The following is a 25,815-nucleotide window of genomic DNA, read 5'->3' as shown; positions in this document are numbered from 1 at the left end:
TAGGGGAACCGCACCGCTCCCACCGGGGGGCGGTGCCCATAAAGGACCGCCGGTCCATAAATTATCCGGGGAAGGAAAGCAGCCTTGAGTACCGACACCACGTCGCTGACCCAGAGCTATGTTCACGGAGCGGGCAACACCCCGTTGCTGGGCGAGACCATCGGCGCCCATCTCGACCGCATGGCGGCGCTGTCCCCCGACCGGCCTGCCCTGATCGTCCGTCACCAGAGCGTCCGCTGGACCTACGCGGAGTTCAAGCGCACCGTCGACCGGGTGGCGGCGGGTCTGGTGGCGCTGGGGCTGAAGCCGGGCGAGCGCATCGGCATCTGGTCGCAGAACAACGCCGAATGGGTGGTGACCCAGTTCGCCACCGCCAAGGCCGGCCTGATCCTGGTCAACATCAACCCGGCCTACCGCCTGCACGAGCTGGAATACGCCATCAACAAGGTCGGCTGCGCCGCCCTGATCCTGTCGCCGTCCTTCAAGTCCAGCGACTATCTCGGCATGATGGCCAAGCTGGCGCCGGAGCTGGCGCAGGCAGCCGCCGACAAGCCCCTGTCGCTGCAACGGCTGCCCAGCCTGCGCCACCTGATCCGCCTCGGGTCGGAGAAGACGCCGGGCATGCTGAATTTCGACGGGCTGCCGGCACTGGCCCGCCCGGCCGACGTGGCGGAGCTGGGACGGCTGGCCGGCACCCTGCAATTCGACGATCCCGTGAACATCCAGTTCACCAGCGGCACCACCGGCAGCCCAAAGGGTGCCACGCTGACCCATCACAACATCCTGAACAACGGCTTTTCCGTCGGCGAGGCGATGCGCCTGACCGAACAGGACCGGCTGTGCATCCCGGTCCCCTTCTATCATTGCTTCGGCATGGTGCTGGGCAACCTCGCCTGCGTCACCCACCGCGCCTGCATGGTGATCCCGGGCGAGGGTTTCGACTCCGTCGCCGTGCTGACCGCGGTGCAGGAGGAGCGCTGCACCGGGCTGCACGGCGTGCCGACCATGTTCATCGCCCTGCTCGACCATCCCGACTTCGCAACCTTCGACCTGTCGAGCCTGCGCACCGGCATCATGGCCGGCTCGCCCTGCCCGATCGAGGTGATGAAGCGCGTGGTCTCCGAGATGAACCAGCGCGAGATCACCATCGCCTACGGCATGACCGAAACCAGTCCGGTCAGCTTCCAAAGCTCCACCGACGACCCGCTCGAACGGCGCGTCTCCACCGTCGGGCGCATCCAGCCGCATCTGGAGGTGAAGATCGTCGACGCGGAAGGCCGCATCGTCCCGCCGGGCACGCCAGGGGAACTGCTGACCCGCGGCTATTCGGTGATGCGCGGCTATTGGGGCGACGCCGAGCAGACCGCCAAGGCCATCGACGAAGCCGGCTGGATGCACACCGGCGATCTAGCCACCATCGACAGGGAGGGCTACTGCAACATCGTCGGACGGCTGAAGGATCTGGTGATCCGCGGCGGCGAGAACATCTATCCCCGCGAGGTGGAGGAATTCCTCTACACCCACCCCGACATCGCCGACGTGCAGGTGTTCGGCGTTCCCGACCAGCAGTATGGCGAACAGCTCTGCGCCTGGATCCGGCCGAAGCCGGGGACGGCGCTCACCGAACAGCAGGTGACCGCCTTCTGCCAGGGCGCCATCGCCCATTACAAGATCCCGAAATACATCCGCTTCGTCGAAGACTTCCCGATGACCGTCACCGGCAAGATCCAGAAATTCGTCATGCGCCAGACGATGATCGAAGAGCTGAACCTGTCCCAGGACCGCACCGCCTGACGCACCCTGTCCCCGGCCGGCGGACTGCCGGCCGGGGGAGTCCCGGCTTCATGCGTCTGCCGGCAATGCCGGGACGACAGGGGTCAGGACGCCCGCCCACCCCATGGGAGCCAGGCGCCGATCCAGCCATACACGGCCCCGGTGGTTGTCGAGAACCATCCCTTCGCCTCCTCCGCCAGCGGCGGGGCCTTGTCCTTCCACTGCTTGATCCACTCGACGGCCGGCTGCATGTCCTCCTCGACCGACTTCAGCCGGTCGCTGACTTTGCCGAATTCCTCACGCTGCTCGTTCAGCCGGGTCGATGCCTGTTCCTGCAACGCGGACAGGGTCTCCATCATTCCCTTCGCCATCTCGATGGTGGCGTTCACCGTTTCCATCCGTGACGCATCCCCGGCACCGCGATCCGCGAGGGCCTGGAGGTCGGGCATCGCCGCCAGCTTCCGCTCGATCTCGTCCAGCCGGGCCTGGAGTTTGTCCAGCCGCTCCAGCAGGACCGGATCAGCGGGCACCGGCGCGGGAGTGGACGCCGCGGCAGCGGCAACCGGCGTGGAGACCGGAACCGGTGCGTTTGCCGGGCCGGAGGCGCCGCCGGTTGCCGGAGCAGCCGCGCGCAGCAGGTCGGCCGACACGAAACCGGTCCGGCCGCTCTGCGTCACCACGCTGTACCAGGGGGCGTCGGGCACCTTGCCGGTCACCCGCAGGCGGCTTCCGCCATCGACCAGCTCGATGCGCGCCGCCCGCGCCGAGGGCTGCTCGCGCACATTGATCCGCGCGGTCGCCACGAAGTCTCCGTCCAGCGGCGTGACCTGCGCCGGCGGCGCGTCGCGCGCGCTCTGCGCCCCGGCCGTCAGCGGCGAGGCCAGGAGGAACAGGGTCAAGGCGGCCAGGGCCAAGGCGTCCTGGGGAAGCGGACGAAGGGCCGGACGGGTCGAATTCATGGTTTCGCGCTTTCCTCGTTCACAAAGTCACTGGCCCTGATCAGCCGGTCGATTTCCGCTTCTTCGCGGGCGAGCTGGGCCTCCAGCTCCGGACTGACCTTCCGGCTGCTCCAGAATGCGTCCTGATAAAAGGTGTCGTACCAGTTCTGGAGCGTGTTCATGCCCACGTCCATGGCGATGCCGCCGAGCAGCGACGCGGTGACGACCAGGACGGTCAGAGAGGTCAGCTCCATGATGCTGTCTCCTCGTGGGTCAGAAGGTCTCGCTGGCGAGGTCGCCCTCGGCCACCACGCGCAACCGCTCCAGCGCGTCCTGGCCGAAGCACTGGAACAGCACCGGGGTGGCGGCGGGCACCGGCGCCAGCTTGCAGACCATCGTCATCGCGGAGTCGGTCGAGGTGGTAGCCGACATCACGGCGACCCGGCAATTCGACATCGAAGCGAAGAACATCCGCCTGCCGGACTATGATGCCACCCGCACGGCCTACCTGAAGCAGCGGCGGGAACGCTGCGCCCAGCCGATCGAGACACCGCCCGCCAAGGGGCCGGTTTCCGCTCCCCCGTCGCTCGACCGGACGCCGCCGGGCCGGGGGCGCTCTTCGCCCGAGATGGCCTTCCCGGAAGACGACCGCCCAGGCCCGCGCAAGGGACTTTCCGTACAGCGGGCGTACACGGTCGCAACCCGATAACCGGCTGCGCGCATCGAAGAGCAACCGCCCCACCGCTCTTTCGCTTCCCTCCCGACGAGTTGCTCCGGTTATCAAGGCCGCAAGGTCGATCAAGTCCTGAAAGACCTTTTCACAAGCCCTGGTAATTTTACTCAAATCCTTACATAATTATATTGGGCGACCACTGCCGTCGTCGCCCAATATCCACAACTCTATTTGAAAAACTGGCAGTTCTTCACTTTATTAAATTTTCAATTCTGAAATTGAGTTTTATTGATAGATCAAACTTAATATTGGAAGTCCGATAGGGGTTATCCGAATTGACCCAGGCTCTCTTATATAAAAAATCTCTCCAGCAGTCGTTTAAACACTTAATCTATCTTCACGCAGACAAACGAGTAATCCGCAGGATCTTCATTTCTATTGAAGATCATCTCTTTCAGCTCGCAATTTGCTATCGGCGGTCTCACGCAAAGATTTTTCGCACGCCTACACAATCCTGGCCGCCGGGGATCTGCTGCGGGCCGGCGCCTTCATGGCAACGGGCCGCTACGATCAGGCGATCACGGCGCTCGACGATGCCGAATATTGGGATCCGACCAGCGCCCTGGTGCCGTCGCTGCGTGCCGAAATGTGCACGGAGCGGGGGGACGTGGTGTGCGCCCAGCGCAACCAGACGAAGGCCCGCGCGAACCTCGACAATTTCGAAACCTACCCGGAGGTCGCGAGCTTTACTACCGCATCTCCTGGCGCAAGGGTGAACCGCTGAAGCCCAACGATCTGCGCCAGGATCTGGCCAAGCCTTCGGCAGCACAGCCGACACCGGTCAAGGTCTCGAACACGACCGCCGCCAAATAGGGGCACGGGGTGCGCTGATTATGCAAGGCGGGAGCCTCGGTTCGCCGAGGCTCCCGTTGCTTTGAGAGAGCGGCGGTGATGCGCAAGTCCTCCATTGTTTTTCCAGTGAAGTGGGAGAATCATAGGTAAAACGAAGCCGCACCGGCAAAAGAGGGAACGCCGCCATGACCGGAACCGACGCCGACCCACCCGACATGTCCGCCGATCTGCCGGACACACCGGACCGCGAGCGGCGGTACTCCGCCCCGGCGCTGGAAAAGGGGTTGGACATCTTGGAATTCCTGTCCGAGTGCCGCGATCCCCAGTCGTTGCAGCAGATCGGCGACGGCGTGGGACGGACCAAGGGCGAAATCTTCCGCATGGTCTCGGTGCTGGCGCAGCGCGGCTATATCGAGCGGCTGGAGGGCGACGACCGCTTCCGCGTCACCGACCGGCTGTTCCGCCTGGGAATGAACCGGCCGGTCAACCGCTCGCTGATCGAGATCGCCCTGCCCTTCATGAACGCCTTCGCCGAGAAGACCGGCTATTCCTGCCATCTCGCCGTGATGTCGGGCACGCAGATCGCAGTGGTGGCGCGGGTGGAAAGCACCAGCCACATCGGCTTCACCGTCCGCATCGGCTACCGCCAGCCCCTGGTGCTGACCGGGTCCGGCCATTGCCTGATGGCCTTCATCGGTGCCCGCCGCCGCCACGGCCTGTATGAGGAGCTGCGGCGGGAGGATCCGTGGATCGACCTGGATGCGCTGGACCGCAACCTGGATGCTGTCCGCGCCGCCGGCCATGTCGCCCGCCCCAGCGGCATCACCGAAGCGGTGGTCGATCTCTCCTGTCCCGTGATCGACCGGCGGGAGGGCGGCGCCGTCGCCGCCCTGACCTGCCCCTATCTGCGCACCCGGCAGGTTCCGAAGGAACCGGCGGAGATCCTGGCCGCCCTGGACGAAGCCAGTCGGCGTATATCGGAAATCTTTTCGTTGGACTGACGGATCGATTTACAGGCGCAATGACGATGTGTATATAAAACATGCGATCCGCGCTGCGGATTGTGGCAACAGCGATGCGACCCGGCGGCTCTGCAACCGCACCCGACATCGCGCCTTAGGGAATAGCGCCTGGGGAGAACACACCGCCATGACCGCCAGATTGCAGGGCAAGACCGCCATCGTCACCGCCGCGGCACAGGGAATGGGCCGCGCCGCCGCACTCGCCTTCGCGGAGGAAGGCGCCAGCGTGATCGCGACGGACATCAATGACGGGCTGCTGGCGGAGCTGTCGGGCATTCCCGGCATCGTCACCCGCCGCCTGGACGTCTGCGATCCGGCGGCAATCCGCGCCTTCGCCGCAGAGGTGCCGGCTCCGTCGGTTCTGTTCAACTGCGCCGGCTTCGTTCATGCCGGCACGGTGCTGGAGTGCGACGAAGACGCCTTCGATTTCGCCGTCACGCTGAATGTCCGGTCGATGTACCGGATGATCCGCGCCTTCCTGCCGGGAATGCTGGAGGCCGGCGGCGGATCGATCGTCAACATGTCGTCCGTCGCCTCGTCGATCATCGGGGCGCCCAACCGCTTCATCTACGGCACCACCAAGGCCGCGGTGATCGGCCTGACCAAGTCGGTCGCCGCCGACTACGTCACCCGCGGAATCCGCGTCAACGCCATCTGCCCCGGCACGGTGGACAGCCCGTCGCTGCACGACCGCATGCGGGCGCTCGGCGATTACGACACCGCGCGCGCCGCCTTCATCGCGCGCCAACCGATGGGCCGTCTGGGCACGGCGGAGGAGGTGGCGAAGCTCGCCGTCTACCTCGCCTCCGACGAATCCTCCTTCATGACCGGACAGGCCATCGCCATCGACGGCGGCTGGACAAATACCTGACCGCCGGGAATCCGACCGGCAGCCACCAGACCAGCGGCCGGCCAGCGAAAACGACAAGAAACTCCTGAACGAGAAATCTGGGGAAACGCTCGATGAAGCTTCTGCGCCATGGCCCGCGGGGGGCCGAGAAGCCGGGATTGCTGGATGCCCAGGGGCGTATCCGCGACCTGTCCGCCCATGTCGGCGACATCGCCGGCCGCTGGCTGCTGCCCGAGGGGCTGGCGGAGATCGCGGCATTGCCGGTGGACAGCCTGCCGCTGGTCGATGCCTCGACCCGGCTGGGTCCTTGCGTGGCCGGCACCGGCAAGTTCGTCTGCATCGGCCTCAACTATTCCGACCACGCGGCGGAAACCGGGGCGACCGTCCCGTCGGAGCCGGTGATCTTCATGAAGGCGACCTCCACCATCCAGGGTCCGGACGACCCGGTCGAGATCCCGCGCGGTTCGACCAAGACCGACTGGGAGGTCGAACTCGGCGTCGTCATCGGCAAGACGGCCAAGTATGTGTCGGAGGCCGAGGCTCTGGACCATGTCGCCGGCTATTGCGTCGTCAACGACCTGTCGGAACGCGAATTCCAGATCGAACGCCAGGGCCAGTGGACCAAGGGCAAGAGCTGCGACACCTTCGGCCCCATCGGCCCCTGGCTGGTGACCAAGGACGAGGTTCCCGACCCGCAGGCGCTCGACATGTGGCTGGAGGTCAACGGCCACCGCTACCAGAACGGCTCGACCCGGACGATGGTCTATGGCGTCGCCCACATCGTCTCCTACCTGTCGCAGTTCATGAGCCTGCATCCGGGCGACGTCATCTCCACCGGCACCCCACCGGGCGTCGGGCTGGGGCTGAAGCCGCCGACCTATCTGAAGCCCGGCGACCGGATCGAGCTTGAGATCCAGGGTCTCGGCCGCCAGCGCCAGCAGGTGTACGCGGCGGAGTGACGCCAGACCGGCCGCATCCGAACGGGTGGTGCGGCCAGCGGCATAAGCGGTTTGCTCGACAAAGCAGCCAGACGGCGCGGTCCAAACGACCGGACACGCCGGATGGGGAGGTGCCATGCAGCAAGCGTCGCTCGACACGGCCCCCGGCCGGTTCCCCGCAGCAATGGCGGGGACCGAGCTGCTGCGGCTGGACAGCATCACCAAGCGGTTTCCCGGCGTGCTGGCGCTGGACGGCGTCGGCTTCGACCTGCGGCGCGGCGAGGTCCATGCGCTGTGCGGCGAGAACGGGGCCGGCAAATCGACGCTGATGAAGATCATCAGCGGCCAGTACCAGCCCGACGAGGGCAGCATCGCCTACAAAGGCGAGGTGCGGCGCTTCGCTTCCTCGCTCGATGCCGAGCGGGCCGGCATCGCCATCATTCACCAGGAACTGAACCTCGTCCCGCATCTGAGCGTGGCCGAGAACATCTTCCTGGCGCGGGAGCCGAAACGCGGCTGGTTCATCGACCGCGCGGCGCTGCGCCGGCAGGCCCAGGCCTGCCTCGACCGGCTCGGCGTCGACATCCACCCCGACTCCCCGGTGAAGTCGCTGTCGGTCGCCCAGTGCCAGATGGTGGAGATCGCCAAGGCGCTGTCGCTGAACGCCGAGATCGTCATCATGGACGAGCCGACCTCGTCCCTCACCGAATCCGAAACCGCCCTGCTGTTCCAGGTGATCCGGGAGCTGAAGGAGCAGGGAGTCGGGATCGTCTACATCTCTCACCGGCTGGACGAGATGGCGCTGATCGTCGACCGGGTGACGGTGCTGCGCGACGGCCGCTTCGTCGACACCCGCGCCTTCGCCGACACCTGCGTCGATGAGATCGTCGCACTGATGGTCGGCCGCTCGCTGGACGACAAATTTCCGGAGCGCACCTCGGTTCCCACCGAAGCGGTATTGATGGAGGTGCGCGGCCTGACCCGCCGCGGCGTCTTCCACGATGTCGGCTTCGACCTCAGGCGCGGCGAGATTCTCGGCTTCGCCGGTTTGATGGGTGCGGGCCGCACCGAGGTGGCGCGGGCGATCTTCGGCGCCGACCCGCTGGATGCCGGAACCATCCGGCTCGGTGATGGCGAGATCGCGGTGAAGACCCCGCGCGACGCCATCGCCCACGGCATCGCCTATCTGTCGGAGGACCGCAAGAGCCACGGGCTGGCGGTCAAGATGTCGGTCACCCAGAACCTGACGCTCGCCAACATGGCGGCGGTGTCCAACGCGCTGGGCTTCATCGACCGCAAGGCGGAAGAGCAGGCGGCCTGGCGCTACATCCAGATGCTGTCGATCCGCACGCCGTCGCCGCATCAGGTGGCGCGCCTGCTGTCGGGCGGCAACCAGCAGAAGATCGTCATCGCTAAGTGGCTGTTCCGCCAGTCGCGCATCCTGTTCTTCGATGAACCGACGCGCGGCATCGATGTCGGCGCCAAGTTCGCCATCTACCAGCTTCTCGACCGGCTGGCCGCCGAGGGGATCGGCGTGGTGCTGATCAGCTCCGAACTGCCGGAGATCCTCGGCCTGACCGACCGCGTCGCCGTCTTTCACGAAGGCCGGATCACCGCCGTTCTGAACACGCGCGCGACCAGCCAGGAAGAGATCATGCATTTCGCCTCGGGCCATGGCTGTCCGGCGGCGCCGGGAGCCGAAACGCCATGAGCAATCCCACCACCAAGACCCTCGACGCCGCGCCGTCCGCTGCCGCCATACCGCGCCAGCCGGTGAGCGACGCTCCCCAAACCACAGGCAGCCGGGTGATGAATGACCGGCGCAAAGACCTGATCCAGAAATTCGCGGCGCTGGCCGGACTGCTGGTGCTGGTCGCCGTCTTCTCCGCGACCAGCGACGCCTTCCTCAGCGTCGGCAACGGCATGACCATCGCCTTGCAGGTGACCTCCATCGCCTATCTCGGCATCGCCGCGACCTGCGTCATCATCACCGGCGGCATTGATCTGTCGGTCGGCTCCGTCCTGGCGCTGTCTGGCGTGGTGGCGGCGCTGGCGGTCAAGGCGGGCGCGCCGGTGCCGCTCGGCATGGGGCTGGGCATTCTGGTCGGCGCCTTCTGCGGACTGCTGAACGGGCTGTGCGTCACCCGGCTGAAGCTGCCGCCCTTCATCGCCACGCTGGGCATGATGATGGTGGCGCGCGGCGTCGCCCTGCAGATCACCGGTGCGCGTGCCGTGTCGGGCCTCGGCGACTCCTTCGGCGAGCTTGGCAACGGCGCCATGTTCCGCATCGTCCGCATCGGCGAGGACGGCTTTCCCGACGTGGTCTTCCCCGGCATCCCCTATCCGGTGGTGCTGATGGTGGTGATCGCCATCGCGGTGGCGATCATGCTGAGCCGTACCACGCTGGGCCGCCACATCTACGCCGTGGGCTCGAACGCGGAGGCCGCACGGCTGTCCGGCGTCAATGTCGCCGGCGTCACCCTGTTCACCTATGTGCTGTCCGGCACGCTGGCCGGGCTGACCGGCTGCGTCCTGATGTCCCGCCTCGTCACCGCCCAGCCCAACGAAGGCGTGATGTACGAGCTGGACGCCATCGCCAGTGCCGTCATCGGCGGCACCTCGCTGATCGGCGGGGTGGGGACGATCTCCGGCACCGCCATCGGCGCCTTCGTGATCGGCATCCTGCGCAACGGGCTGAACATGAACGGCGTGTCGGCCTTCACCCAGCAGATCATCATCGGTCTGGTCATCCTGCTGACCGTCTGGATCGACCAGATCCGCAACCGGCGCTGACCGGCGTTCTCGACGACTACATGCCTGCCCAAAACAAACCAACAGGGAGTGAAACCATGAAGCGCTTTGTTTCGGCCTGTCTGGCGTCCGCCATCGCTCTCGCCGCCGGCAGTGCCCTTGCCGCCGACAAGGAGATCGCCGTGGTGGTGAAGACGGTGAACTCCACCTTCTGGCAGAATGTGCAGAAGGGTGCCGCCACCGCCCAGAAGGAGGCGGACGGCTACACCATGACCTTCCAGGGTCCGGCGGCGGAATCGGCCATCGCCGATCAGGTCAACATGGTGGAGAACGCGGTGAACCGGAAGGTCGCCGGCATCGTGCTCGCCCCCTCCGACCCCGACGCGCTGGTCCCGGTGCTGAAGAAGGCATGGGAAGCCAAGATCCCGGTGGTGCTGATCGACTCCCCCGTGTCGGACGCCGGCAAACAGTATTATCAGGCCATGCTATCGACCGACAACGTCAAGGCGGGCGAGCTGTGCGCCAAGGCGTTGATCGACAAGGTCGGCACCAGCGGCAAGATCGCCGTCATGTCTTATGTCGCCGGTGCGGGATCGGAGATCGGCCGGGTCGGCGGCTTCACCAAATACATCAAGGACCATTCCAAGCTGGAGATCGTCGGTCCCTTCTATTCCCAGTCGCAGATGGCGACCGCGCTGAACCAGACCACCGACGTGCTGGCCGCCAACCCCGACCTGAAGGGAATCTTCGGCGCCAACGAGCCGACCGCCATCGGCATGGGCCGCGCGCTGGCCCAGAGCGGCAAGGCCGGCCACATCGCCGCGGTCGGATTCGACGGCAACCAGGATCTCCAGGGCTTCGTCAAGGACGGCACGCTGGAGGCCATCGCCGTCCAGGGCTCCTACCAGATGGGCTATCTGGGGGTGCAGACGGCGGTCAAGCTGACCAAGCGCGAGAAGGTCGAAAAGGCACTCGACACCGGCGTGGTGCTGGTGACCAAGGCCAATCTGGCGACGCCGGAAGCGCAGAACGTTCTCTACTGAGCGGTTGCATAGCATCTTCTCCTGGGCCGCTTCTCCTGGCCTTGGGCGTGCGCGGCGCCCGGTCCCTCGCCGCGCACGCCATTTTCTTCGCCATCACGTTTCCGCAGTTGGTTTCCGCAGTCGAGGCGTCCCGCATGAACCTGACCGACCGCCACACCCTGCCACGCTCCGGCCTGTCGCTCCCGGTGATCGGTCTGGGCTGCGCGCAGCTCGGCGGGCTCTACCGCCCGACCGATCCGGCCGAGGCCGACAGTCTGGTCGCCGCGGCCTGGGAGGCCGGCATCCGCTATTTCGACACCGCCCCCTATTACGGCTATGGCCGGTCGGAGCGGCGGCTGGGCGCCGCCCTGTGCGACAGGCCGCGCGACGGGTTCGTGCTGTCGACCAAGGTCGGCCGGCTGATCCGCCCGAATGCCGGCGGCGCGCGGACATCGGGCGTCGATGCCAATGGCTGGGCCGAACCCCTGCCCTTCCACCCGGTCTACGATTACTCCCGCGACGGCATCCTGCGCTCGGTGGAGGATTCGCTCCAGCGTCTCGGCCTTGCCCGCATCGACATCCTCTATGTCCACGACATCGGCCGGGTCACCCATGGCGACGCCCATGCCCATCACTGGGACGCGCTGACCCGCGGCGGCGGTTTCCGCGCGTTGGAGGAGTTGCGGCGCGATGGCGCGGTGTCGGCCATCGGCCTCGGCGTCAATGAATGGGAGGTGGCGCTGGACGCGATGGACGAGGTCGATCTCGACTGCACCATGCTGGCTGGCCGCTACACCCTGCTGGAACAGACCAGCCTGTCGCCCTTCCTAGAGCGCTGCCTCGCCACCGGCATGCGGGTCGTCGCCGCCGGGGTGTTCAATTCAGGCATCCTCGCCGGCAACGGCAAGTTCAACTATGCCGACGCCCCGCCGGAAACCGTCGCGCGGGTGGAGGCGCTCGCCACCGCCTGCCGCGAGTTCGCTGTCGAGCTTCCCGCCGCAGCCTTGCAATTCCCGCTGGCCCATCCGGCGGTGGCCTCCTGCGTCACCGGGGTGCGCAACGCCGGCCAACTGGCGACCAACCTCGCCTGGGCGCAGGCGTCGATCCCCGCCGCCCTCTGGCAGGCCTTGAAGTCACGCGGCCTGCTGGACGAGGCGGCACCAATCCCGGCCGCAATCGTGGCGGAGGCCTGACCCCATGCGCATCGACGCCCACCAGCATTTCTGGCTCATGGCCGCTCGCCAGGGCGAATGGCCGACACCGGAGCTTGGCCCGATTTACCGCGATTTCCTGCCGCCCGACCTGCTGCCGCTGCTGCTGGAGAACGGCATCGACGGCACCGTCCTGGTGCAGACCCTGTCCAGCGACGCGGACACCGCCTTCATGCTCGACCTCGCCGCAAGGCACAGCTTCATCCGCGGCGTGGTCGGCTGGACCGACCTGAAGGCGCCGGACGCCCCGCAGCGGGTTCAGGCGCTGGCATCCCATCCCAAGCTGAAGGGGCTGCGTCCGATGGTACAGGCCGAAGCCACCGACTGGCTGGACGATCCGGCCATCGATCCGGCCGCCGCCGCGATGGCCGAATGGGGCCTGAGCTTCGACGCCCTGGTCCTGCCGCCTCACCTGCCGTCGCTGCTGCGCTTCGCCCGTCGGCATCCGTCGCTGCCCATCGTCATCGATCACGCCGCCAAGCCGGACATCGCCGGCGGCGGCACTCCCGGCTGGGCGGAGGACATGGCCGCCCTCGCCGCCTTGCCGAATGTCCGGTGCAAGCTCTCCGGCCTGCTGACCGAAGCGGGCGAGCGCACTGGGATCGACGACATCCGCCCCTATGTGGAGCGCCTGATCGCCCTGTTCGACACCGAACGGCTGATCTGGGGCAGCGACTGGCCGGTCCTGCGGCTGGCCGGCGACTATCCCGGCTGGCTGGAGATGTGCCGCCAGCTGGTCCCCGCAGCGGCGCATGACGCGGTGTTCGGCGGCAATGCCGCAACCTTCTACCGGCTGGGCTGACCACGTCCGCCTTTCCATTCTTTCGCAAGGACCAGACCGATGCCGTCTTCCGTTCCCGAACTTCTCCTGCTGAACCCATCGGACAGCGTCGCGGTCGCCACCCGTGAGATCCCGGCGGGAAGCGCCGTCTCCGTCGGCGGCTTCGCCGGCACCGCCGCCGCCACCATCCCCAGCGGCCACAAGATCGCCATCCGCGCCGTAGCGGCGGGCGAGCCGGTGGTCAAGTACGGGCAGGTGATCGGCACCGCCACCCAGCCGATCGAACCCGGCCAGCATGTCCACGTCCACAATCTCGGCATGGGTGAAGCCCGTCTCGACCACGGCTCCACCCGCATTGTCGAGGCCGAGCGCGGCGCGGAGGAAGCGACCTTCCTCGGCATCCGCCGTCCGTCCGGGCAGGTCGCAACCCGCAACTATATCGGCGTCATCGCCAGCGTGAACTGCTCCGCCACCGTCTGCAAACGCATCGCCGACGCTTTCAATGGCGCTGCGCTGGCCGATTATCCGAACGTCGACGGGGTGGTCGCCATCGTCCATGGCAGCGGATGCGGCATGAACGGCACCGGCGAGGGCATGGCGATCCTGCGCCGCACTTTGCGCGGCTATGCCGACCACGCCAACTTCGCCGGGCTTCTGCTGATCGGGCTGGGCTGCGAGATGAACCAGATCGCACCCTTGGCCCAGATGCTGGCGCCCCGTCCGGACGGGCTGATCGCCACCCTGACCATTCAGGAGGAAGGCGGCACGCGCGAGACCATCGAGCGCGGCGTCGCCCTGGTCCGCGCCATGCTGCCCATCGCCAACGACGTCCGGCGCGAGCCGGTGCCGGCGAGCCACCTGACGGTCGGGCTGCAATGCGGCGGCTCCGACGGCTATTCCGGCATTACCGCCAACCCGGTGCTGGGCGCCGCGGTCGATCTGCTGGTCGCCCATGGCGGCACCGCCATCCTGTCCGAGACGCCGGAGATCTATGGCGCCGAGCATCTGCTCACCGCCCGTGCCGCCTCCCCCGCCGTCGCCGACAGGCTGATGGACCGCATCCGCTGGTGGGAGGATTACACCCGCATGCACAAGGGCGACATGAACAACAACCCGTCGCCCGGCAACAAGGCCGGCGGCATCACCACCATCCTGGAGAAATCGCTGGGCGCGGTCGCCAAGGGCGGCGGCACCCGCCTGAACGCGGTGGTCGATTATGCCGAGCCGGTCACCGACCACGGCCTCGTCTTCATGGACACGCCCGGCTACGACCCGGTGTCGGCGACCGGGCAGGTGGCGGGCGGCGCCAACCTGATCGCCTTCACCACCGGCCGCGGATCGACCTACGGCTGCAAGCCGACGCCGTCGCTGAAGATCGCCACCAACAGCGCGCTCTATGCCCGCATGGGCGACGACATGGACTTCAACGGCGGCGCGGTGCTGGACGGCGGCACCAGCGTGGCGGAGGCCGGTGCCGCCCTGTTCCGCCTGATGCTGGACACCGCGTCAGGCCACCGCACCCGCAGCGAGGAGAACGGCATCGGCGACAACGAGTTCGTGCCCTGGCAGATCGGCGCCGTCATGTGACGGGTCGCGATCCGCAAAATCCCCTCTCCTCCCTGGGAGAGGGGAAAGCGCTCCTCACCCCCTCAGCGCCCCCCGCCGGACCAGAGAGCGCATCAGCTCGGCGATGCCGACGCTCCAGGGCTCGCAGGCGTCGCTCGGCCGCATGCGGTTGACCAGCGCGCCCAGCTTGGGCGCCGCGATGGTGACGATGTCGCCCTCCTTGTGGGTGAAGCCGCCGCCGGGGTTGTCACGATCCTGAGTCGGCGCGAACATGGTGCCGAGGAACAGGGCGAAGCCGTCGGGATACTGGTGAACCGGGCCGACCGTCTGGGCGACGAGATCCTCCGGATCGCGGCTGATCCGCGAGATGGAGGACAGGCCGGCCAGCTGGAAGCCCTCCGGCCCCTCGACTGTCAGGGCGACGTCGGTCGTCCGCACATCGTCCAACGTAAAGGTCTTGTCGAAGAAGCGGATGAAGGGACCGATGGCGCAGGATGCATTGTTGTCCTTCGCCTTCGACAGCAGAAGGGCCGACCGGCCTTCGAAATCGCGCAGATTGACGTCGTTGCCCAGCGTCGCCCCGGTGATGCGGCCATCGGGGGCGACGATCAGCACCACCTCCGGCTCCGGGTTGTTCCAGGTCGATTTCGGGTGCAGACCGGCGTCCATCAGCGTGCCGACCGACGACAGGACGGGCGCCTTGGTGAAGACCTCCGCGTCCGGGCCGATGCCGACCTCCAGATACTGGCTCCAGGCGCCCTGGGCGATCAGCACCTCCTTCAGGCTCATCGCTGCCTCGGAGCCGGGCTTCAGCGCCGCCAGATCGTCGCCGACCAGCCGCTGCACCTCGGCGCGGATCGCCTCGGCGGCGTCGGGATTGCCGCGGGCGCGTTCCTCGATCACCCGCTCCAGCATCGACACGGCGAAGGTGACGCCGGCCGCCTTCAGCACCTGAAGGTCGGTCGGCGCCAGCAGCCAGGGGGCGTTCGTGTTACGGCTTTCCGGCGGCGTGTTGGCGAGGATGTCGGCCAATGCGCCGATGCGCTCCCCCGCCGCAGCGGCAAGGTCCGCCGCCGGATCGGGCCGGGCGGCCAGTTCGCTCATCGTTGGGAAGGTCGCGGTCACGTCGTACACGCCATCGGCGCGCACGGCCACCACCGACGGGCCGATGCCGGGCCGCCAGACGCGCCCGGCCAGGGTGCCGGCATAGCCGTCGTTGGGAAGGGTGCGGGTCGCATCCACGGGGAACTGGGTCATGTCGGAGTCCGAATCTTGAAATTGGGTCGGGTTACGGCTCGTCGCCGGCGATGACGCCCTTGCGCAGCAGGAAACAGCCATAGGGCCGCGGATCGCCGACCTGCACGACGGCGAAGGCGCGGCGGGCGGCGTCGTAGAAGGCGAAACGCTCGATCCCCTGCAAGGGCAACGGTCGGCCCTCGGCGCGGTCGATCTCCGCCTGCACCTCGCCCTGGACGGTGGGAAGTGCTGCGGGGTCGCCCACCACCTCCATCCGGCGCACCGGGTCGGGCACGAAGCCGTCGAGCGGGAAGACGCCGAGGATGCCCCGGGCGGCGCGCGCCATCGTCACCCCCGGCAGCACGATCAGACGGCCGGAAGTGGTGGCGCGGGCGATGGTCTCCGCCGGATGATTGGCATCGACCAACGCCAGATCGTCGCCATGACCCATGGCGGCCAGCACCCACAGCAGGTCGGGAGACAGAAGCGGGTCCAGTCCTTTCAGCATGACATTCTATCCCTGTTCGTTCAGGCCGGCACCGGCACGTCCGCCGCCAGCAGCCCTTCGCCTTTCAGATCGGACCACAGCGCGCCCGGCACCGTTGCCGCCATGGCGGCGAGGTTGCGGTTCACCTCCCCGGCCGTCACCGCCCCCAGCACCACCGACGACACCGCCGGATGGCCGAGCGCGAAGCGCAGCGCCGCGGTGGCGAGCGGCACGCCATGGGCCCGGCAGACCGCCTCGATCCGCCCCACCCGCTCCAGGATGTGGGCCGGGGCCGGAGCGTAATTATACTTGGCGCCGGGAACGGCACCGCTGGCGAGGATGCCGGAATTGAAGACGCCGCCCAGCATCACGCCGATGCCCTTGGCCTGGGCCAGCGGCAGGAATTCCTCCAGCGCCGGCTGTTCCAGCAGCGAATAGCGCCCGGCCAGCAGCATGGCGTCGAAGTCGCCAGCCTTGGCGAAGCGGACGCACATCTCCGCCTCGTTGACGCCGACACCGATGGCCTTGACCGTGCCGTCGGCGCGCAGCCGGTCGAGCGCGCGATAGGCGCCGTCCATCGCCTCCGCGAAGCGGGCTTCGATGCGGTCGGCACCATGGGTCCAGACATCGACGTCATGGATCAGCAGCACGTCGATGCGGTCGGTGCCCAGCCGCAGCAGCGACTGCTCCACCGACCGCATCGTCCCCTCATAGGAATAGTCGATCACCGCCCGGTGCGGGAAACCGCCGGCATAGCCCGACCCGTCTCCCCGTCCCTGCGTCGGGTCCATCCAGCGCCCGACCTTGGTGCACAGCACGACGCCGTCGCGCCCGGCCTGACGCAAAGCGACACCGCAGCGCGCCTCCGCCAGCCCATGGCCGTAGAGCGGCGAGGTGTCGAGCAGCGTGACGCCCGCCGACAGGGCAGCGACCGCGGCACCGACCGCGGCGGCCTCGTCGAGATGGCCGTACAGGTCGCCCAGCGGCGCGGCACCGAAGCCGATCTCCGAGACGGCGATGCCGGTGCGGCCCAAGCTTCTCGTCGGCAGCGTCATCACAGACGCAGCCCGGTGTCGGGGTTGAACAGATGGGCCAGCGCCGGGTCTGGAGCGATCCGCACCACCTCGCCGGGCTTGGCGCCGGTCCGCTCGCGCAGCACCCAGGTCAGCTCGCGCTTGCGATCCTCGCGGCCTGCTTTGCTGCCGAGCGGACGCAGCACCATCTGGGTTTCCGACCCGGTCGGCTCGACCACCACCACCTCGGCGGCCATCCCTTCGTCGGCGAGGCGGAAATGCTCCGGCCGCACGCCATAGACGGCCGGGCGCCCGTCGGACGCCGCCGGCACGCGCCCACCCAGCGGCAGGCGGGATCCGTCCTCGGTGGTGAAGCCGTCGCCGCCGATGCTGCCGGGGATGAAGTTCATCGCCGGCGAGCCGATGAAGCCGGCAACGAACATGTTCGCCGGATTGTCGTAGAGGTCGAGCGGTGCGCCGATCTGCTCGATGATGCCGTCATGCATCACCACGATCTTGTCGGCCATGGTCATGGCTTCGATCTGGTCGTGGGTGACATAGACGGTGGTGGTCTTCAGCCGCTGGTGCATCTCCTTGATCTCGGTGCGCATCTGCACCCGCAGCTTGGCGTCGAGGTTGGACAGCGGCTCGTCGAACAGGAAGACCTTGGGGTCGCGGACGATTGCGCGGCCCATCGCCACGCGCTGGCGCTGGCCGCCGGACAGCTGGCGCGGGAAGCGGCCCAGCAGCGGCCCGAGCCCGAGAATGCCGGCCGCCCGCTCCACCTTGGCCGTGATCTCGCTCTTGGCCGTATTCTTCAGCCGCAGCGCGAAGCTCATGTTGTCGGCGATGGTCATGTGCGGGTAGAGCGCGTAGTTCTGGAACACCATCGCGATGTCGCGGTCCTTCGGCGGCACGTCGTTGACGACGCGGTCGTCGATGGCGACGGTGCCGCCGCTGATTTCCTCCAGCCCGGCGATCATGCGCAGCAGGGTGGATTTGCCGCAGCCCGACGGGCCGACCAGAATGACGAACTCGCCGTCCTGGATGTCGATGGACACGCCCTTGATGATCTCGACCGTGCCGTAGGATTTGCGGACGTTCCGAATGCTGACGGAGGCCATGGGGTCGTCTCTTTCTTGGGATGGATCAGCCGCCCTTGACGGCGCCGGCGGTCAGGCCCGCCACGATCTGGCGCTGGGCGGCCACGGTGAGGATCAGCACCGGCAGCGTCACCACCAATGCGGCGGCGGCCAGCGGCCCCCAGCTCACCTGCTCGAAGGACAGCATGTTGTAGACGGCGACCGGCAGGGTCCGCGTCTCGCGGCTGGCCAGCACGATGCCGAAGACGAAGTTGTTCCAAGAGAAGATCACCGACAGGATGAAGGCGACGACGATGCCGGGCTTGGCGATCGGCAGCGCCACCTTGGCGAAGATCTGCCAGCGCGTCGCGCCGTCGACCATCGCCGCCTCCTCAAGCTCCATCGGCGTCGTCTCGAAATAGCCGATCATGATCCAGATCACGATGGGCACGGTGACGACCAGATGGATGATGATCTGCGGCCACAGCGTGCCGAGCAGCCCCAGCCACTGGAACAGCAGGAACAGCGGGATCAGGAAGGACAGGCCCGGCGTCATGCGGGCGATCATGATGACCACCGCCGACTTGTGCGCCCGCATCCGGGCGATGCCGTAGCCGGCCGGCACGCCCACCACCAGCGCGAACAGGGTGGCCGCCCCGGTGACGATCAGGCTGTTCCAGAAATAGAGCAGGAAGCTGTTGCCCTCGAAGATCGTCGTGTAGTTCTTCCAGGCGAAGCGGTCCGGGATCAGGATCGGCGGATAGGCGCCGTTGTCGATCTCGAACTTCAGCGACAGCGACAGCATCCAGATGAAGAACAACAACGCCGGCGACACCAGCAGCAGGACGCAGACGGCCATGCCAGCCTTGTCCAGAAGCTTCCTCAGCGGCCGGCTCATTGCCCGTCTCCCGTATTCCAGGCGCTGCGCTGGCGCAGGTACAGCAGGATCAGCGATAGCAGGATGATCAGCACGAAGAACACCACCGCGATGGCCGAGCCGTAGCCGATGTCGTAATAGGTGAAGGCGACGCTGTAGAGATACAGGTTGATCGTCTCCGACGCCGTGCCCGGCCCGCCCTGGGTGATGGTGTAGAGGATGTCGAAGCTCTTCAGCGCGTCGATGCTGCGGATGATCACCGCCACCATCAGGAAGGGCTTGATCATCGGCAGCGTCAGGTAGCGGAAGCGCTGCCAGGCGGTGGCGCCGTCGATCTGCGCGCTCTCGTACGGCTCGGTCGGCAGCGCCGCCAGACCGCCCAGCACGATCAGCATCACCAGCGGCGTCCACTGCCAGGTCTCCACCAGCACCAGCGACAGGATCACCGTGCTGGGGTGATAGACCCATTGCAGCGGCCCGATGCCGATCTGCGACAGCAGGTAGTTCAGCACGCCAAGCTGCGGGTGGAACATCATCGTCCACACCAGCGCGATGGCGACCGGGGTCGCCATCATCGGCATGACGAAGATGCCGCGCAGCAGGCCTCTCGCCGGCAGCTTGGTGTTGAAGGCCAGCGCCGCCGCGGTGCCGAGCACCAGCGGGGCCAAGACCGACAGCGCGGTGTAGACCAGCGTGTGGACCATCGCTTCCAGGAAGCGCACGTCGGTGAACAGCCGGGCATAGTTCTGCAAACCGACGAAACGCTGTTCCTCGCCGATGCGCCATTCCATGGCGCTCATCCACAGGGTGAAGACCCAGGGAAAGACGATGACCCCGATGACGACGATCAGCGCCGGCACCACGAAGGGCCAGTAGGAGGGCCGGAGCCGCTTCGTCCTGCCGACGGAAGCGGCGCCGACCACGCGGTCAGACGAGGTCAGGATGCTCACGTCTTCTCGCTGCGCTCGAGGATCGGCTTGAAGTCGGCGGTGGCGCGCTTCAGCTCGGCCGCCGGATCGCTGCCGGAGATCATGTTGGTCAGCGCTCCGCCCAGCACGTCGCGGAACTCGGTAACCGGGATGATGACCGGCAGGGTGAGGCGGCTGATCTTCGCCGATTCGACCACCGCATCGACCCAGGCCGCCGGCATCTTGACGCCCTTGCGCACTTCGGCGTCCGCCAGGACCGAGTTGCGGAACGGCACGCCGGCCCCGGCCTGCAACAGGCGGGCGCCCATCAGCTTGCCGGTCGCCCACTGGCAGTAGAGATAGGCGGCCTCCTTGTTCTTCGACGCCGCAGTGACGCCGACGCCGTCGCCGGTGGTGGCCGCGGCATGCGCCTTCGGGCCCTTCGGCATCAGGCCGTAGCCGACCTTGCCGACGACGCGCGACTTCTCCGGATCCTCCAGCGGCGGGGCGAAGCCGACGCCGTCGAACCACATGCCGACGCGGCCCTGGAGGAAGGCCGACTGGCATTCCGCCCAGTTGAAGCCGGTGACGCCCGGCGGCGCCGACTTGGTCATCAGCGTCTGGTAGAGCTTCGCCGCCTCGATAGCCTCGGGCGTGTCGGTCAGCAGGTTGCGGTTGGCGTCGACGCTGTACTGGTCGTAACCGAGCAGCAGGCTGGTCCACACTGGCGTGTTGGCGTTCTTCATGCCGCGGGCGACGAAGCCGTAGGTCTGGCTCGACGGGTCGGTCAACGCGGCGGCGGCCGCCACCATCTCGTCGAAGGTCTTGGGGAAGGACAGGTTCTTCTTCGCGAACAGGTCCTTGTTCCAATAGACGATCCAGTAATCGACCGAGAAGGGCAAGGCGCCGATCCCGCCCTCGGGATTGCGGGCGAAGGTCACGCCGGCTTCGGAGAAATCGTCGAGGAAGCCGGCGTCGGTCAGCGCCGGGTCCTTGATGAAGGGCGTCAGGTCGGCCAGCCACTTGCCCTTCTCGAACTGGCGCTTCTGGACGTGATAGCTGATGTGCACGACATCGAAGCTCGGCCGGCCGGAGGTCAGCTCGATCACCGCCTTCTGGCGCTGCTGCTGCTCCGGGGTCTGTTCCGACACCACGGTGATGCCGGTCAGCTCCTCGAATTCCTTCTGATACTTGGTCAGCGTGTCGCCACGCGGGCTCTTGATCAGGTTCACCTCGATCTTGGTGCCGGCATATTTGCGCCAGTTGACCCCACTGGTCTGGGCGAAGGCGGGCAGGCCGATACCGCTCAGGCCCAGCGCACCGGCCGCGGCGCCCGACGCCAGAAGCCGGCGGCGCGACAAAGACATTCCGTTCGACATCGACATGCACTCCTCCCCGTTATCGCCTGGGCCTTTGATGCCCGGCCTTGTCCTGACCGGCGAACACTGTGAGCGACACGGATCCGCGCCGCCACCGATTTGATTGCTTGGTCAACGTATAAATCCAGCGCAGCCCCCTTGCAAACGAAAAACATCCTAGTAACATGTTAGTCGTAACGCGGTGGCCGTTCGGCCGGCCGTCCAGCCGCCCCTGGGAGAAATGCAAAGTGAATCAATCCACTGGCCGCTTCGGCCTGTCCTGCGCGCTGACCACGCCCTACCATGAGGACGGCAGCGTGGATCTGGCCCGCCTGACCCGGCATGTCGCTTGGTGCCTCGCCAGCGGCTGCGACTCGGTCACCCTGTTCGGCACCACGGGAGAGGGTCCGCTGCTCGGCCATGTGGCGCGCGAGCAGATGATCGGCGCGCTGAAGGGCGCCGGCATCGATTTCCGCAGCCATGTGGTCGGCGGCGTCATCGCCGCGTCGCTGCACGACGCGCTGGCGCAGGCCAACCAGCTGCTCGATGCGGACGCGCGGGCGCTGCTGGTCGCCCCGCCCTTCTACTTCAAGGGCGTGTCGGACGACGGGCTGTTCGCGTGGTTCTCCAGCTTCATCGCCAAGCTGGGCGACCGGGCGCGCGACATCATCCTGTACCACATCCCGTCGGTCACCGCGGTTCCGCTGTCGATTGAGCTGATCGGCCGGCTGAAGGCCGCCTTCCCGCAGGCGATCACCGGAGTCAAGGATTCGGCCGGCGACTGGGGCTACAGCCAGCAGCTTCTCGCCGCCCACCGCGACGATCTCGCCGTGCTGATCGGCGACGAGCGGGTGCTGGCCCAGGCGGTGCGCGACGGGGGCCAGGGCGCCATTTCCGGCATGGCCAATCTGGTGCCGGGCCGGCTGCGGACGGTGGTCCATCAGGGCTGCGACGACGCCGCATTGGTTGAGCTGGTGGACGCCGTGCTGCGCTACCCGGTCACCCCGGCGGTGAAGGCGCTGGTGTCGCACGCCACCGGCGACAGCGCATGGTTGACGGTGAGGGCGCCTTTGCTGCCTATGTCGGTGGCGGACACCGCGACGCTGGGCCATCTCTTCGACCGGGTGTTCGCGGATGGGGCCGCCTGATGGGGCCCTCCTGACGGGACAGCACACGGATGACGACCTCCGCCAAACGCGACCCGGCCAAGCGAGACCGGGACACGGTCAACCTGCGCAGCCGGGCTTACGAGAGCTTCACGCAGCGGCTGCTGGCGGACGAGATCCGCCCCGGACAGTTCATCTCGCAGCGCGAGCTGGTCGAGCTGACCGAACTGCCGCTGGGGGCGATCCGCGAACTGATCCCCCGGCTGGAGGCCGAAGGGCTGGTGAAGACCGTGCCGCAGCGGGGGATGCAGGTCGCGCATGTCGATCTCAACCTCATCCGTGACGCCTTCCAGTTCCGCCTGTTCCTGGAACGGGAAGCGGTGGCGGTCTTCGCCCGGGAGGCGCCGGAGGCGACGGTCCGCGCGCTGCTGGACGATCACGAGCGCATCGTCGCCGCCTGCGCCGAAGCGGAAGCCGACACCGGCACGGGCGGCGGCATCCAGCCCGCCCTGTTGCAGGAGGCGCAGGACATCGACTGGGCGCTGCACCTGACGATCATCGACGCGCTCGGCAACGCCATCATTTCCGACGCCTACCGGGTCAACCAGATCAAGATCCGGCTGATCAAGCAGTCGAAGACAAAACTGAATACTGCCGTGCTGGTGCCGACGATGCGCGAGCATCTCGCCATCATCCACGCCATCCAGGCCCGCGACCCGGAGCGGGCCAAGGATGCCATCGGCACCCACATCCTCAGCGCCCGCGACCGTGCCATCGGCCTGCGCTGAAGCCATACCTGTTACGGCACGCCGCCGGCCGGCTGCGTCAGGCCGCGCAGCGCCTCCACCGCCGCCGCGGGTGTGGTCAGCACCGGGACGGACAGCAGAGGCTGAAGCCTCGGCTGCGCCCGCGCCATCGAGAACTGGCCGAGAATGACGACATCGCAGCCGCGCAGCTGCTCCGCGGTCCCTGCGACGCGCTCGTCATGCCCCTCGCCGTCACCGCTCTTGAGCGCCGCCAGCGCGCCGTCGGCAACCGCGACGGTGACCTCGATCCGGCGGCCGGCAGCGGCAGCCATCGCCAGCAGCTCGGTGCGCAGGGACAAGGCGGACGGGCCGAAGCTGACGACGATGCCGATCCGGTCGCCGACCGCCATCGCCGCCTCGAAGGCGGATTCGTTCGGCCGCAGCACCGGGATCGGCAGGTGCTGCTTGACCGCGTCGATGGCTGGGGCGAAGGCGGAACAGGTGAACAGGATGCCCGCCGTGCGCCCGCCCGCGCCCACCGTGCCGGCGGCATAATCGGCCAGCGTCCGGAACCGCCCCATCATCGCCTCGTCGAGCCCGCCGGCTTCCGCCAGATCGACGGCCAGCGAGGTGTCGAGCAGGTCGTAAATCCGCGCTTCCGGCCAATGCGCCCGGAAAGCGGCCCGGGCCGGCGCCACCGACTCCTCCAGCGCATGAATGAGCGCGATGCGCGGCCCCGGCTTGGCGACACCCGTTTCGGCGGTCATGCGCCTTCTCCCTTCTTTGCAGTCTGTCGGGCGGCCAAGGCCAGCATCAGCCCGCGGTCGCGTTCGGTCTCCAGCGCGGCGATGGAGCGGCCGGCGGCTTCCTCTGCGATTCCATCGACCAGCAGTTTGCGAACCTCCGGCGTCAGGCTGGGGCTGCCCAGCGTCGCCCAGCGCCGTTCCTGGCTCGGGCCGAGATGGTCGAGGTAATGAGCGATGCCGCCGGGGCCGCCGCCCAGATGATAGGCCATGTGGGCGCCGATCACCGACCAGCGCAGTCCCGGACCGTGCACCAGCGCCGCATCGACGTCGGCGACATCGGCAATGCCCTCCGCCACGATGTTGACCGCCTCGCGCCACAAGGCGGACGCCAGCCGGTTGGCGATGTGGCCGACCGCATCCTTCTTCAGCGCCACCGTCTCGCGGCCGAGACCGCGGTAGAAGGTCTCGGCCCGCGCCAGTGTCTGCGCATCGGCGGCGAACAGCTCGACCAGCGGCATCAGGTGCGGCGGATTGAAGGGGTGGGCGGTGATGAGTCGTTCGCGCCGCACCACGCCCGCCGCCAGATCGCTCCAGGTCAGCGAGGAGGTGCTGCTGGCGATCACCGCATCTGGCCTTGCCGCCGCCTCCACCTCGGCATAGAGGCTGTGCTTGACCGCGGTCTTTTCCGGCGCGTTCTCCTGAATCCAGCCGGCATCGCTGACGGCCGCCGCAACCGACCGCGCGATGGACAGGCGGCCGGTTTGGGCGGCGACGGTCCCGAGCGCCTGCAACTGGCCGAGCAACCGCTCCACGCGCTGCGGCAAGGCGGCCAGCACGGCGCCGTCGGGGTCCCAGGCAACCACGTCCAGCCCGTGGGCGAGGAACAGGGCCGACCAGCTTTCGCCGATCAACCCGCAGCCAAGCACAGCAACGGGCGCGGTGGACGGCGGAGGTGGCGGCATTGTGGAAGCACTCCTGCACAGAGGGGTCGAAAAGAGGACCGGGCACGGAGGTGCGCGGCAGGGACAGCTTGACCTTCATCGGCGACCGGGTCAATATGATGCATCATACAGCAATGCAAGATGGCCGGGTGACGGGCAGACAATGAGCGGGTTCGACCTCAGCCTTCTTGAACACGACAATCTCGGCAGCACGATTTACCAGAAATTGTGCGAGGCGCTGATGCGGGGCGTGTTCAAGCCGAATGACCGGCTCAAGATTCGCGATCTGGCCGAACGGCTGGGGACCAGCGTCACCCCGGTGCGCGACGCCATCCTGCGTCTGGTGCAGGATCAGGCGCTGGTGCTGCGCTCGCCGCGCGATATCCGCGTCCCGATGCTGACCCGCGCCGCCTATCTGGAAATCCGGGACATCCGCGTCAATCTGGAGGGCCTGGCCGCCGCCCGCGCCGCCGAACGAGCCACACCCGCCCAGATCGACCAGTTGGAAGCCCTGCTGACGCACAACGAGGAGGCGATGGCCGCCGGCAACACCGCGCTGGCGACCGAACTCAACCAGATCTTCCACTTCAGGCTGGCCGAAATCGCGGACATGCCGGTGCTCGGCGACATTCTGCGGCGGCTCTGGCTCCAGATGGGGCCGTTGATCGCCGACGTCTATGGCGGAGCCGGCCGCACGATGATCGACCATCACTACCCGCTGATGGATGCCATCCGCTGCCATGACGGCCCGGCCGCCGCCCGCGCCATCCAGGATGACATCCAGCTGGCCAGCGGCCCGATCCTGGAGCGGATCGACGCCGAGTGCATCGAAGCACAACTGCAAACCCAACCGGAAACCCTGGTTTCCTGACCTCTTTCGCCGGTGCCCGAAGCCGGACTGTGCATGACGATGATGCATCAAACATTAAAGTTTCGAA

27 protein-coding genes are annotated in these 25,815 nt (G+C 67.4%); 15 read left to right on the top strand and 12 right to left on the bottom strand.

Annotation, left to right across the window (positions count from 1 at the left end):
- Positions 1-84 precede the first annotated feature (84 nt).
- Positions 85-1,794, top strand: coding sequence for an AMP-binding protein (locus ABNQ38_RS05675; RefSeq protein WP_377806134.1), 1,710 nt, complete (start codon positions 85-87; stop codon positions 1,792-1,794).
- An 83-nt stretch (positions 1,795-1,877) separates the two neighbouring features.
- Here the strand turns inward: ABNQ38_RS05675 and ABNQ38_RS05670 are convergent, their stop codons facing one another.
- The 3 genes from ABNQ38_RS05670 to ABNQ38_RS05660 are packed head-to-tail and all read right to left on the bottom strand — an operon-like array spanning position 1,878 to position 3,143.
- On the bottom strand, positions 1,878-2,732 hold the full coding sequence (locus tag ABNQ38_RS05670; RefSeq protein WP_377806133.1) for an SH3 domain-containing protein: 855 nt from the start codon (positions 2,730-2,732) through the stop codon (positions 1,878-1,880).
- Positions 2,729-2,965, bottom strand: coding sequence for a hypothetical protein (locus ABNQ38_RS05665; RefSeq protein ID WP_377806132.1), 237 nt, complete (start codon positions 2,963-2,965; stop codon positions 2,729-2,731). Before ABNQ38_RS05665 ends, ABNQ38_RS05670 begins: the two co-directional genes overlap by 4 nt.
- Before the next feature lie 19 nt (positions 2,966-2,984).
- Entirely contained in the window at positions 2,985-3,143 is a 159-nt protein-coding gene (locus tag ABNQ38_RS05660; protein ID WP_377806131.1) for a hypothetical protein, read from the bottom strand.
- On the opposite strand from ABNQ38_RS05660, the gene ABNQ38_RS05655 reads away from it, so the two are divergent.
- The 11 genes from ABNQ38_RS05655 (at position 3,130) to ABNQ38_RS05605 (ending at position 14,398) form a co-directional block, all read left to right on the top strand.
- Entirely contained in the window at positions 3,130-3,420 is a 291-nt protein-coding gene (locus ABNQ38_RS05655; protein ID WP_377806130.1) for a hypothetical protein, read from the top strand. The two genes, ABNQ38_RS05660 and ABNQ38_RS05655, sit on opposite strands and share 14 nt — an antisense overlap.
- A 514-nt stretch (positions 3,421-3,934) precedes the next feature.
- On the top strand, positions 3,935-4,168 hold the full coding sequence (locus ABNQ38_RS05650) for a hypothetical protein (protein ID WP_377806129.1): 234 nt from the start codon (positions 3,935-3,937) through the stop codon (positions 4,166-4,168).
- Between the two features lie 253 nt (positions 4,169-4,421).
- The gene (locus tag ABNQ38_RS05645) at positions 4,422-5,237 is read left to right on the top strand and encodes an IclR family transcriptional regulator (protein WP_377806128.1); all 816 of its coding nucleotides are present in this window, start codon (positions 4,422-4,424) and stop codon (positions 5,235-5,237) included.
- Positions 5,238-5,385: 148 nt separating this feature from the next.
- On the top strand, positions 5,386-6,129 hold the full coding sequence (locus ABNQ38_RS05640; RefSeq protein ID WP_377806127.1) for an SDR family oxidoreductase: 744 nt from the start codon (positions 5,386-5,388) through the stop codon (positions 6,127-6,129).
- Positions 6,130-6,221: 92 nt separating this feature from the next.
- Positions 6,222-7,067 (top strand): fumarylacetoacetate hydrolase family protein, encoded by an 846-nt coding sequence (locus tag ABNQ38_RS05635; RefSeq protein WP_377806126.1) that lies wholly within the window; start codon positions 6,222-6,224, stop codon positions 7,065-7,067.
- A gap of 115 nt (positions 7,068-7,182) precedes the next feature.
- Entirely contained in the window at positions 7,183-8,757 is a 1,575-nt protein-coding gene (locus ABNQ38_RS05630; protein ID WP_377806125.1) for a sugar ABC transporter ATP-binding protein, read from the top strand.
- The gene (locus ABNQ38_RS05625; protein WP_377806124.1) at positions 8,754-9,839 is read left to right on the top strand and encodes an ABC transporter permease; all 1,086 of its coding nucleotides are present in this window, start codon (positions 8,754-8,756) and stop codon (positions 9,837-9,839) included. Before ABNQ38_RS05630 ends, ABNQ38_RS05625 begins: the two co-directional genes overlap by 4 nt.
- A gap of 56 nt (positions 9,840-9,895) precedes the next feature.
- On the top strand, positions 9,896-10,840 hold the full coding sequence (locus tag ABNQ38_RS05620) for an ABC transporter substrate-binding protein (protein WP_098738257.1): 945 nt from the start codon (positions 9,896-9,898) through the stop codon (positions 10,838-10,840).
- Positions 10,841-10,974: 134 nt separating this feature from the next.
- Positions 10,975-12,012, top strand: a complete 1,038-nt coding sequence (locus ABNQ38_RS05615; RefSeq protein ID WP_377806123.1) for an aldo/keto reductase — start codon at positions 10,975-10,977, stop codon at positions 12,010-12,012.
- A gap of 4 nt (positions 12,013-12,016) precedes the next feature.
- Positions 12,017-12,832 (top strand): amidohydrolase family protein, encoded by an 816-nt coding sequence (locus ABNQ38_RS05610; protein WP_377806122.1) that lies wholly within the window; start codon positions 12,017-12,019, stop codon positions 12,830-12,832.
- 39 nt (positions 12,833-12,871) lie between these two features.
- Complete coding sequence (locus tag ABNQ38_RS05605) at positions 12,872-14,398, top strand: UxaA family hydrolase (RefSeq protein ID WP_377806121.1); 1,527 nt, start codon at positions 12,872-12,874, stop codon at positions 14,396-14,398.
- Between the two features lie 54 nt (positions 14,399-14,452).
- Here the strand turns inward: ABNQ38_RS05605 and ABNQ38_RS05600 are convergent, their stop codons facing one another.
- The 7 genes from ABNQ38_RS05600 to ABNQ38_RS05570 are packed head-to-tail and all read right to left on the bottom strand — an operon-like array spanning position 14,453 to position 21,359.
- Positions 14,453-15,634 (bottom strand): fumarylacetoacetate hydrolase family protein, encoded by a 1,182-nt coding sequence (locus ABNQ38_RS05600; protein ID WP_377806120.1) that lies wholly within the window; start codon positions 15,632-15,634, stop codon positions 14,453-14,455.
- A 31-nt stretch (positions 15,635-15,665) separates the two neighbouring features.
- Positions 15,666-16,121, bottom strand: a complete 456-nt coding sequence (locus ABNQ38_RS05595; protein ID WP_377806119.1) for an RbsD/FucU family protein — start codon at positions 16,119-16,121, stop codon at positions 15,666-15,668.
- Between the two features lie 20 nt (positions 16,122-16,141).
- On the bottom strand, positions 16,142-17,155 hold the full coding sequence (locus ABNQ38_RS05590; RefSeq protein ID WP_377806118.1) for an aldo/keto reductase: 1,014 nt from the start codon (positions 17,153-17,155) through the stop codon (positions 16,142-16,144).
- Positions 17,155-18,237: an ABC transporter ATP-binding protein gene (locus ABNQ38_RS05585; RefSeq protein ID WP_377806117.1), complete on the bottom strand. Its 1,083-nt coding sequence runs from the start codon at positions 18,235-18,237 to the stop codon at positions 17,155-17,157. Before ABNQ38_RS05585 ends, ABNQ38_RS05590 begins: the two co-directional genes overlap by 1 nt.
- Positions 18,238-18,262: 25 nt before the next feature.
- Positions 18,263-19,093 carry a carbohydrate ABC transporter permease gene (locus ABNQ38_RS05580; protein WP_098738250.1) on the bottom strand — a complete coding sequence of 277 codons (831 nt, stop codon included), beginning with the start codon at positions 19,091-19,093 and terminating at the stop codon, positions 18,263-18,265.
- A complete protein-coding gene (locus tag ABNQ38_RS05575) occupies positions 19,090-20,022 on the bottom strand; it encodes a carbohydrate ABC transporter permease (RefSeq protein ID WP_247879901.1) in 933 nt (310 codons plus the stop codon). Before ABNQ38_RS05575 ends, ABNQ38_RS05580 begins: the two co-directional genes overlap by 4 nt.
- Complete coding sequence (locus ABNQ38_RS05570) at positions 20,019-21,359, bottom strand: ABC transporter substrate-binding protein (RefSeq protein WP_377806116.1); 1,341 nt, start codon at positions 21,357-21,359, stop codon at positions 20,019-20,021. The genes ABNQ38_RS05575 and ABNQ38_RS05570 overlap by 4 nt, the downstream gene beginning before the upstream one ends.
- A gap of 227 nt (positions 21,360-21,586) precedes the next feature.
- Between ABNQ38_RS05570 and ABNQ38_RS05565 the strand changes: the two genes are divergently transcribed.
- Together ABNQ38_RS05565 and ABNQ38_RS05560 are read left to right on the top strand one after the other, a co-directional pair.
- Complete coding sequence (locus ABNQ38_RS05565) at positions 21,587-22,486, top strand: dihydrodipicolinate synthase family protein (RefSeq protein WP_377806115.1); 900 nt, start codon at positions 21,587-21,589, stop codon at positions 22,484-22,486.
- A gap of 29 nt (positions 22,487-22,515) precedes the next feature.
- Entirely contained in the window at positions 22,516-23,232 is a 717-nt protein-coding gene (locus ABNQ38_RS05560; protein WP_377806114.1) for a GntR family transcriptional regulator, read from the top strand.
- Positions 23,233-23,243: 11 nt separating this feature from the next.
- Here the strand turns inward: ABNQ38_RS05560 and ABNQ38_RS05555 are convergent, their stop codons facing one another.
- Both ABNQ38_RS05555 and ABNQ38_RS05550 read right to left on the bottom strand, forming a co-directional pair.
- Positions 23,244-23,957, bottom strand: coding sequence for an aspartate/glutamate racemase family protein (locus tag ABNQ38_RS05555; RefSeq protein WP_377806112.1), 714 nt, complete (start codon positions 23,955-23,957; stop codon positions 23,244-23,246).
- The gene (locus ABNQ38_RS05550) at positions 23,954-24,898 is read right to left on the bottom strand and encodes a 3-hydroxyacyl-CoA dehydrogenase NAD-binding domain-containing protein (protein ID WP_377806110.1); all 945 of its coding nucleotides are present in this window, start codon (positions 24,896-24,898) and stop codon (positions 23,954-23,956) included. The genes ABNQ38_RS05555 and ABNQ38_RS05550 overlap by 4 nt, the downstream gene beginning before the upstream one ends.
- 142 nt (positions 24,899-25,040) lie before the next feature.
- On the opposite strand from ABNQ38_RS05550, the gene ABNQ38_RS05545 reads away from it, so the two are divergent.
- On the top strand, positions 25,041-25,748 hold the full coding sequence (locus ABNQ38_RS05545; RefSeq protein ID WP_377806109.1) for a GntR family transcriptional regulator: 708 nt from the start codon (positions 25,041-25,043) through the stop codon (positions 25,746-25,748).
- Positions 25,749-25,815 lie beyond the last annotated feature (67 nt).

The organism is Azospirillum sp. A29, from assembly GCF_042604625.1.
Lineage (GTDB): Bacteria > Pseudomonadota > Alphaproteobacteria > Azospirillales > Azospirillaceae > Azospirillum > Azospirillum palustre.
This window is presented reverse-complemented; position numbering and strand designations above follow the sequence as displayed.

Excerpts from the sequence above, each read along its gene's own strand:
- ABNQ38_RS05605 (WP_377806121.1), top strand. The coding sequence starts at position 12,872 with ATGCCGTCTTCCGTTCCCGAACTTCTCCTGCTGAACCCATCGGACAGC.
- ABNQ38_RS05630 (WP_377806125.1), top strand. The coding sequence starts at position 7,183 with ATGCAGCAAGCGTCGCTCGACACGGCCCCCGGCCGGTTCCCCGCAGCA.
- ABNQ38_RS05600 (WP_377806120.1), bottom strand. The coding sequence starts at position 15,634 with ATGACCCAGTTCCCCGTGGATGCGACCCGCACCCTTCCCAACGACGGC.
- ABNQ38_RS05650 (WP_377806129.1), top strand. The coding sequence starts at position 3,935 with ATGGCAACGGGCCGCTACGATCAGGCGATCACGGCGCTCGACGATGCC.
- ABNQ38_RS05635 (WP_377806126.1), top strand. The coding sequence starts at position 6,222 with ATGAAGCTTCTGCGCCATGGCCCGCGGGGGGCCGAGAAGCCGGGATTG.
- ABNQ38_RS05670 (WP_377806133.1), bottom strand. The coding sequence starts at position 2,732 with ATGAATTCGACCCGTCCGGCCCTTCGTCCGCTTCCCCAGGACGCCTTG.
- ABNQ38_RS05620 (WP_098738257.1), top strand. The coding sequence starts at position 9,896 with ATGAAGCGCTTTGTTTCGGCCTGTCTGGCGTCCGCCATCGCTCTCGCC.
- ABNQ38_RS05660 (WP_377806131.1), bottom strand. The coding sequence starts at position 3,143 with ATGTCGGCTACCACCTCGACCGACTCCGCGATGACGATGGTCTGCAAG.
- ABNQ38_RS05640 (WP_377806127.1), top strand. The coding sequence starts at position 5,386 with ATGACCGCCAGATTGCAGGGCAAGACCGCCATCGTCACCGCCGCGGCA.
- ABNQ38_RS05615 (WP_377806123.1), top strand. The coding sequence starts at position 10,975 with ATGAACCTGACCGACCGCCACACCCTGCCACGCTCCGGCCTGTCGCTC.
- ABNQ38_RS05550 (WP_377806110.1), bottom strand. The coding sequence starts at position 24,898 with ATGCCGCCACCTCCGCCGTCCACCGCGCCCGTTGCTGTGCTTGGCTGC.
- ABNQ38_RS05665 (WP_377806132.1), bottom strand. The coding sequence starts at position 2,965 with ATGGAGCTGACCTCTCTGACCGTCCTGGTCGTCACCGCGTCGCTGCTC.
- ABNQ38_RS05560 (WP_377806114.1), top strand. The coding sequence starts at position 22,516 with ATGACGACCTCCGCCAAACGCGACCCGGCCAAGCGAGACCGGGACACG.
- ABNQ38_RS05645 (WP_377806128.1), top strand. The coding sequence starts at position 4,422 with ATGACCGGAACCGACGCCGACCCACCCGACATGTCCGCCGATCTGCCG.
- ABNQ38_RS05625 (WP_377806124.1), top strand. The coding sequence starts at position 8,754 with ATGAGCAATCCCACCACCAAGACCCTCGACGCCGCGCCGTCCGCTGCC.
- ABNQ38_RS05580 (WP_098738250.1), bottom strand. The coding sequence starts at position 19,093 with ATGAGCCGGCCGCTGAGGAAGCTTCTGGACAAGGCTGGCATGGCCGTC.
- ABNQ38_RS05555 (WP_377806112.1), bottom strand. The coding sequence starts at position 23,957 with ATGACCGCCGAAACGGGTGTCGCCAAGCCGGGGCCGCGCATCGCGCTC.
- ABNQ38_RS05570 (WP_377806116.1), bottom strand. The coding sequence starts at position 21,359 with ATGTCGAACGGAATGTCTTTGTCGCGCCGCCGGCTTCTGGCGTCGGGC.
- ABNQ38_RS05590 (WP_377806118.1), bottom strand. The coding sequence starts at position 17,155 with ATGACGCTGCCGACGAGAAGCTTGGGCCGCACCGGCATCGCCGTCTCG.
- ABNQ38_RS05610 (WP_377806122.1), top strand. The coding sequence starts at position 12,017 with ATGCGCATCGACGCCCACCAGCATTTCTGGCTCATGGCCGCTCGCCAG.
- ABNQ38_RS05545 (WP_377806109.1), top strand. The coding sequence starts at position 25,041 with ATGAGCGGGTTCGACCTCAGCCTTCTTGAACACGACAATCTCGGCAGC.
- ABNQ38_RS05595 (WP_377806119.1), bottom strand. The coding sequence starts at position 16,121 with ATGCTGAAAGGACTGGACCCGCTTCTGTCTCCCGACCTGCTGTGGGTG.
- ABNQ38_RS05585 (WP_377806117.1), bottom strand. The coding sequence starts at position 18,237 with ATGGCCTCCGTCAGCATTCGGAACGTCCGCAAATCCTACGGCACGGTC.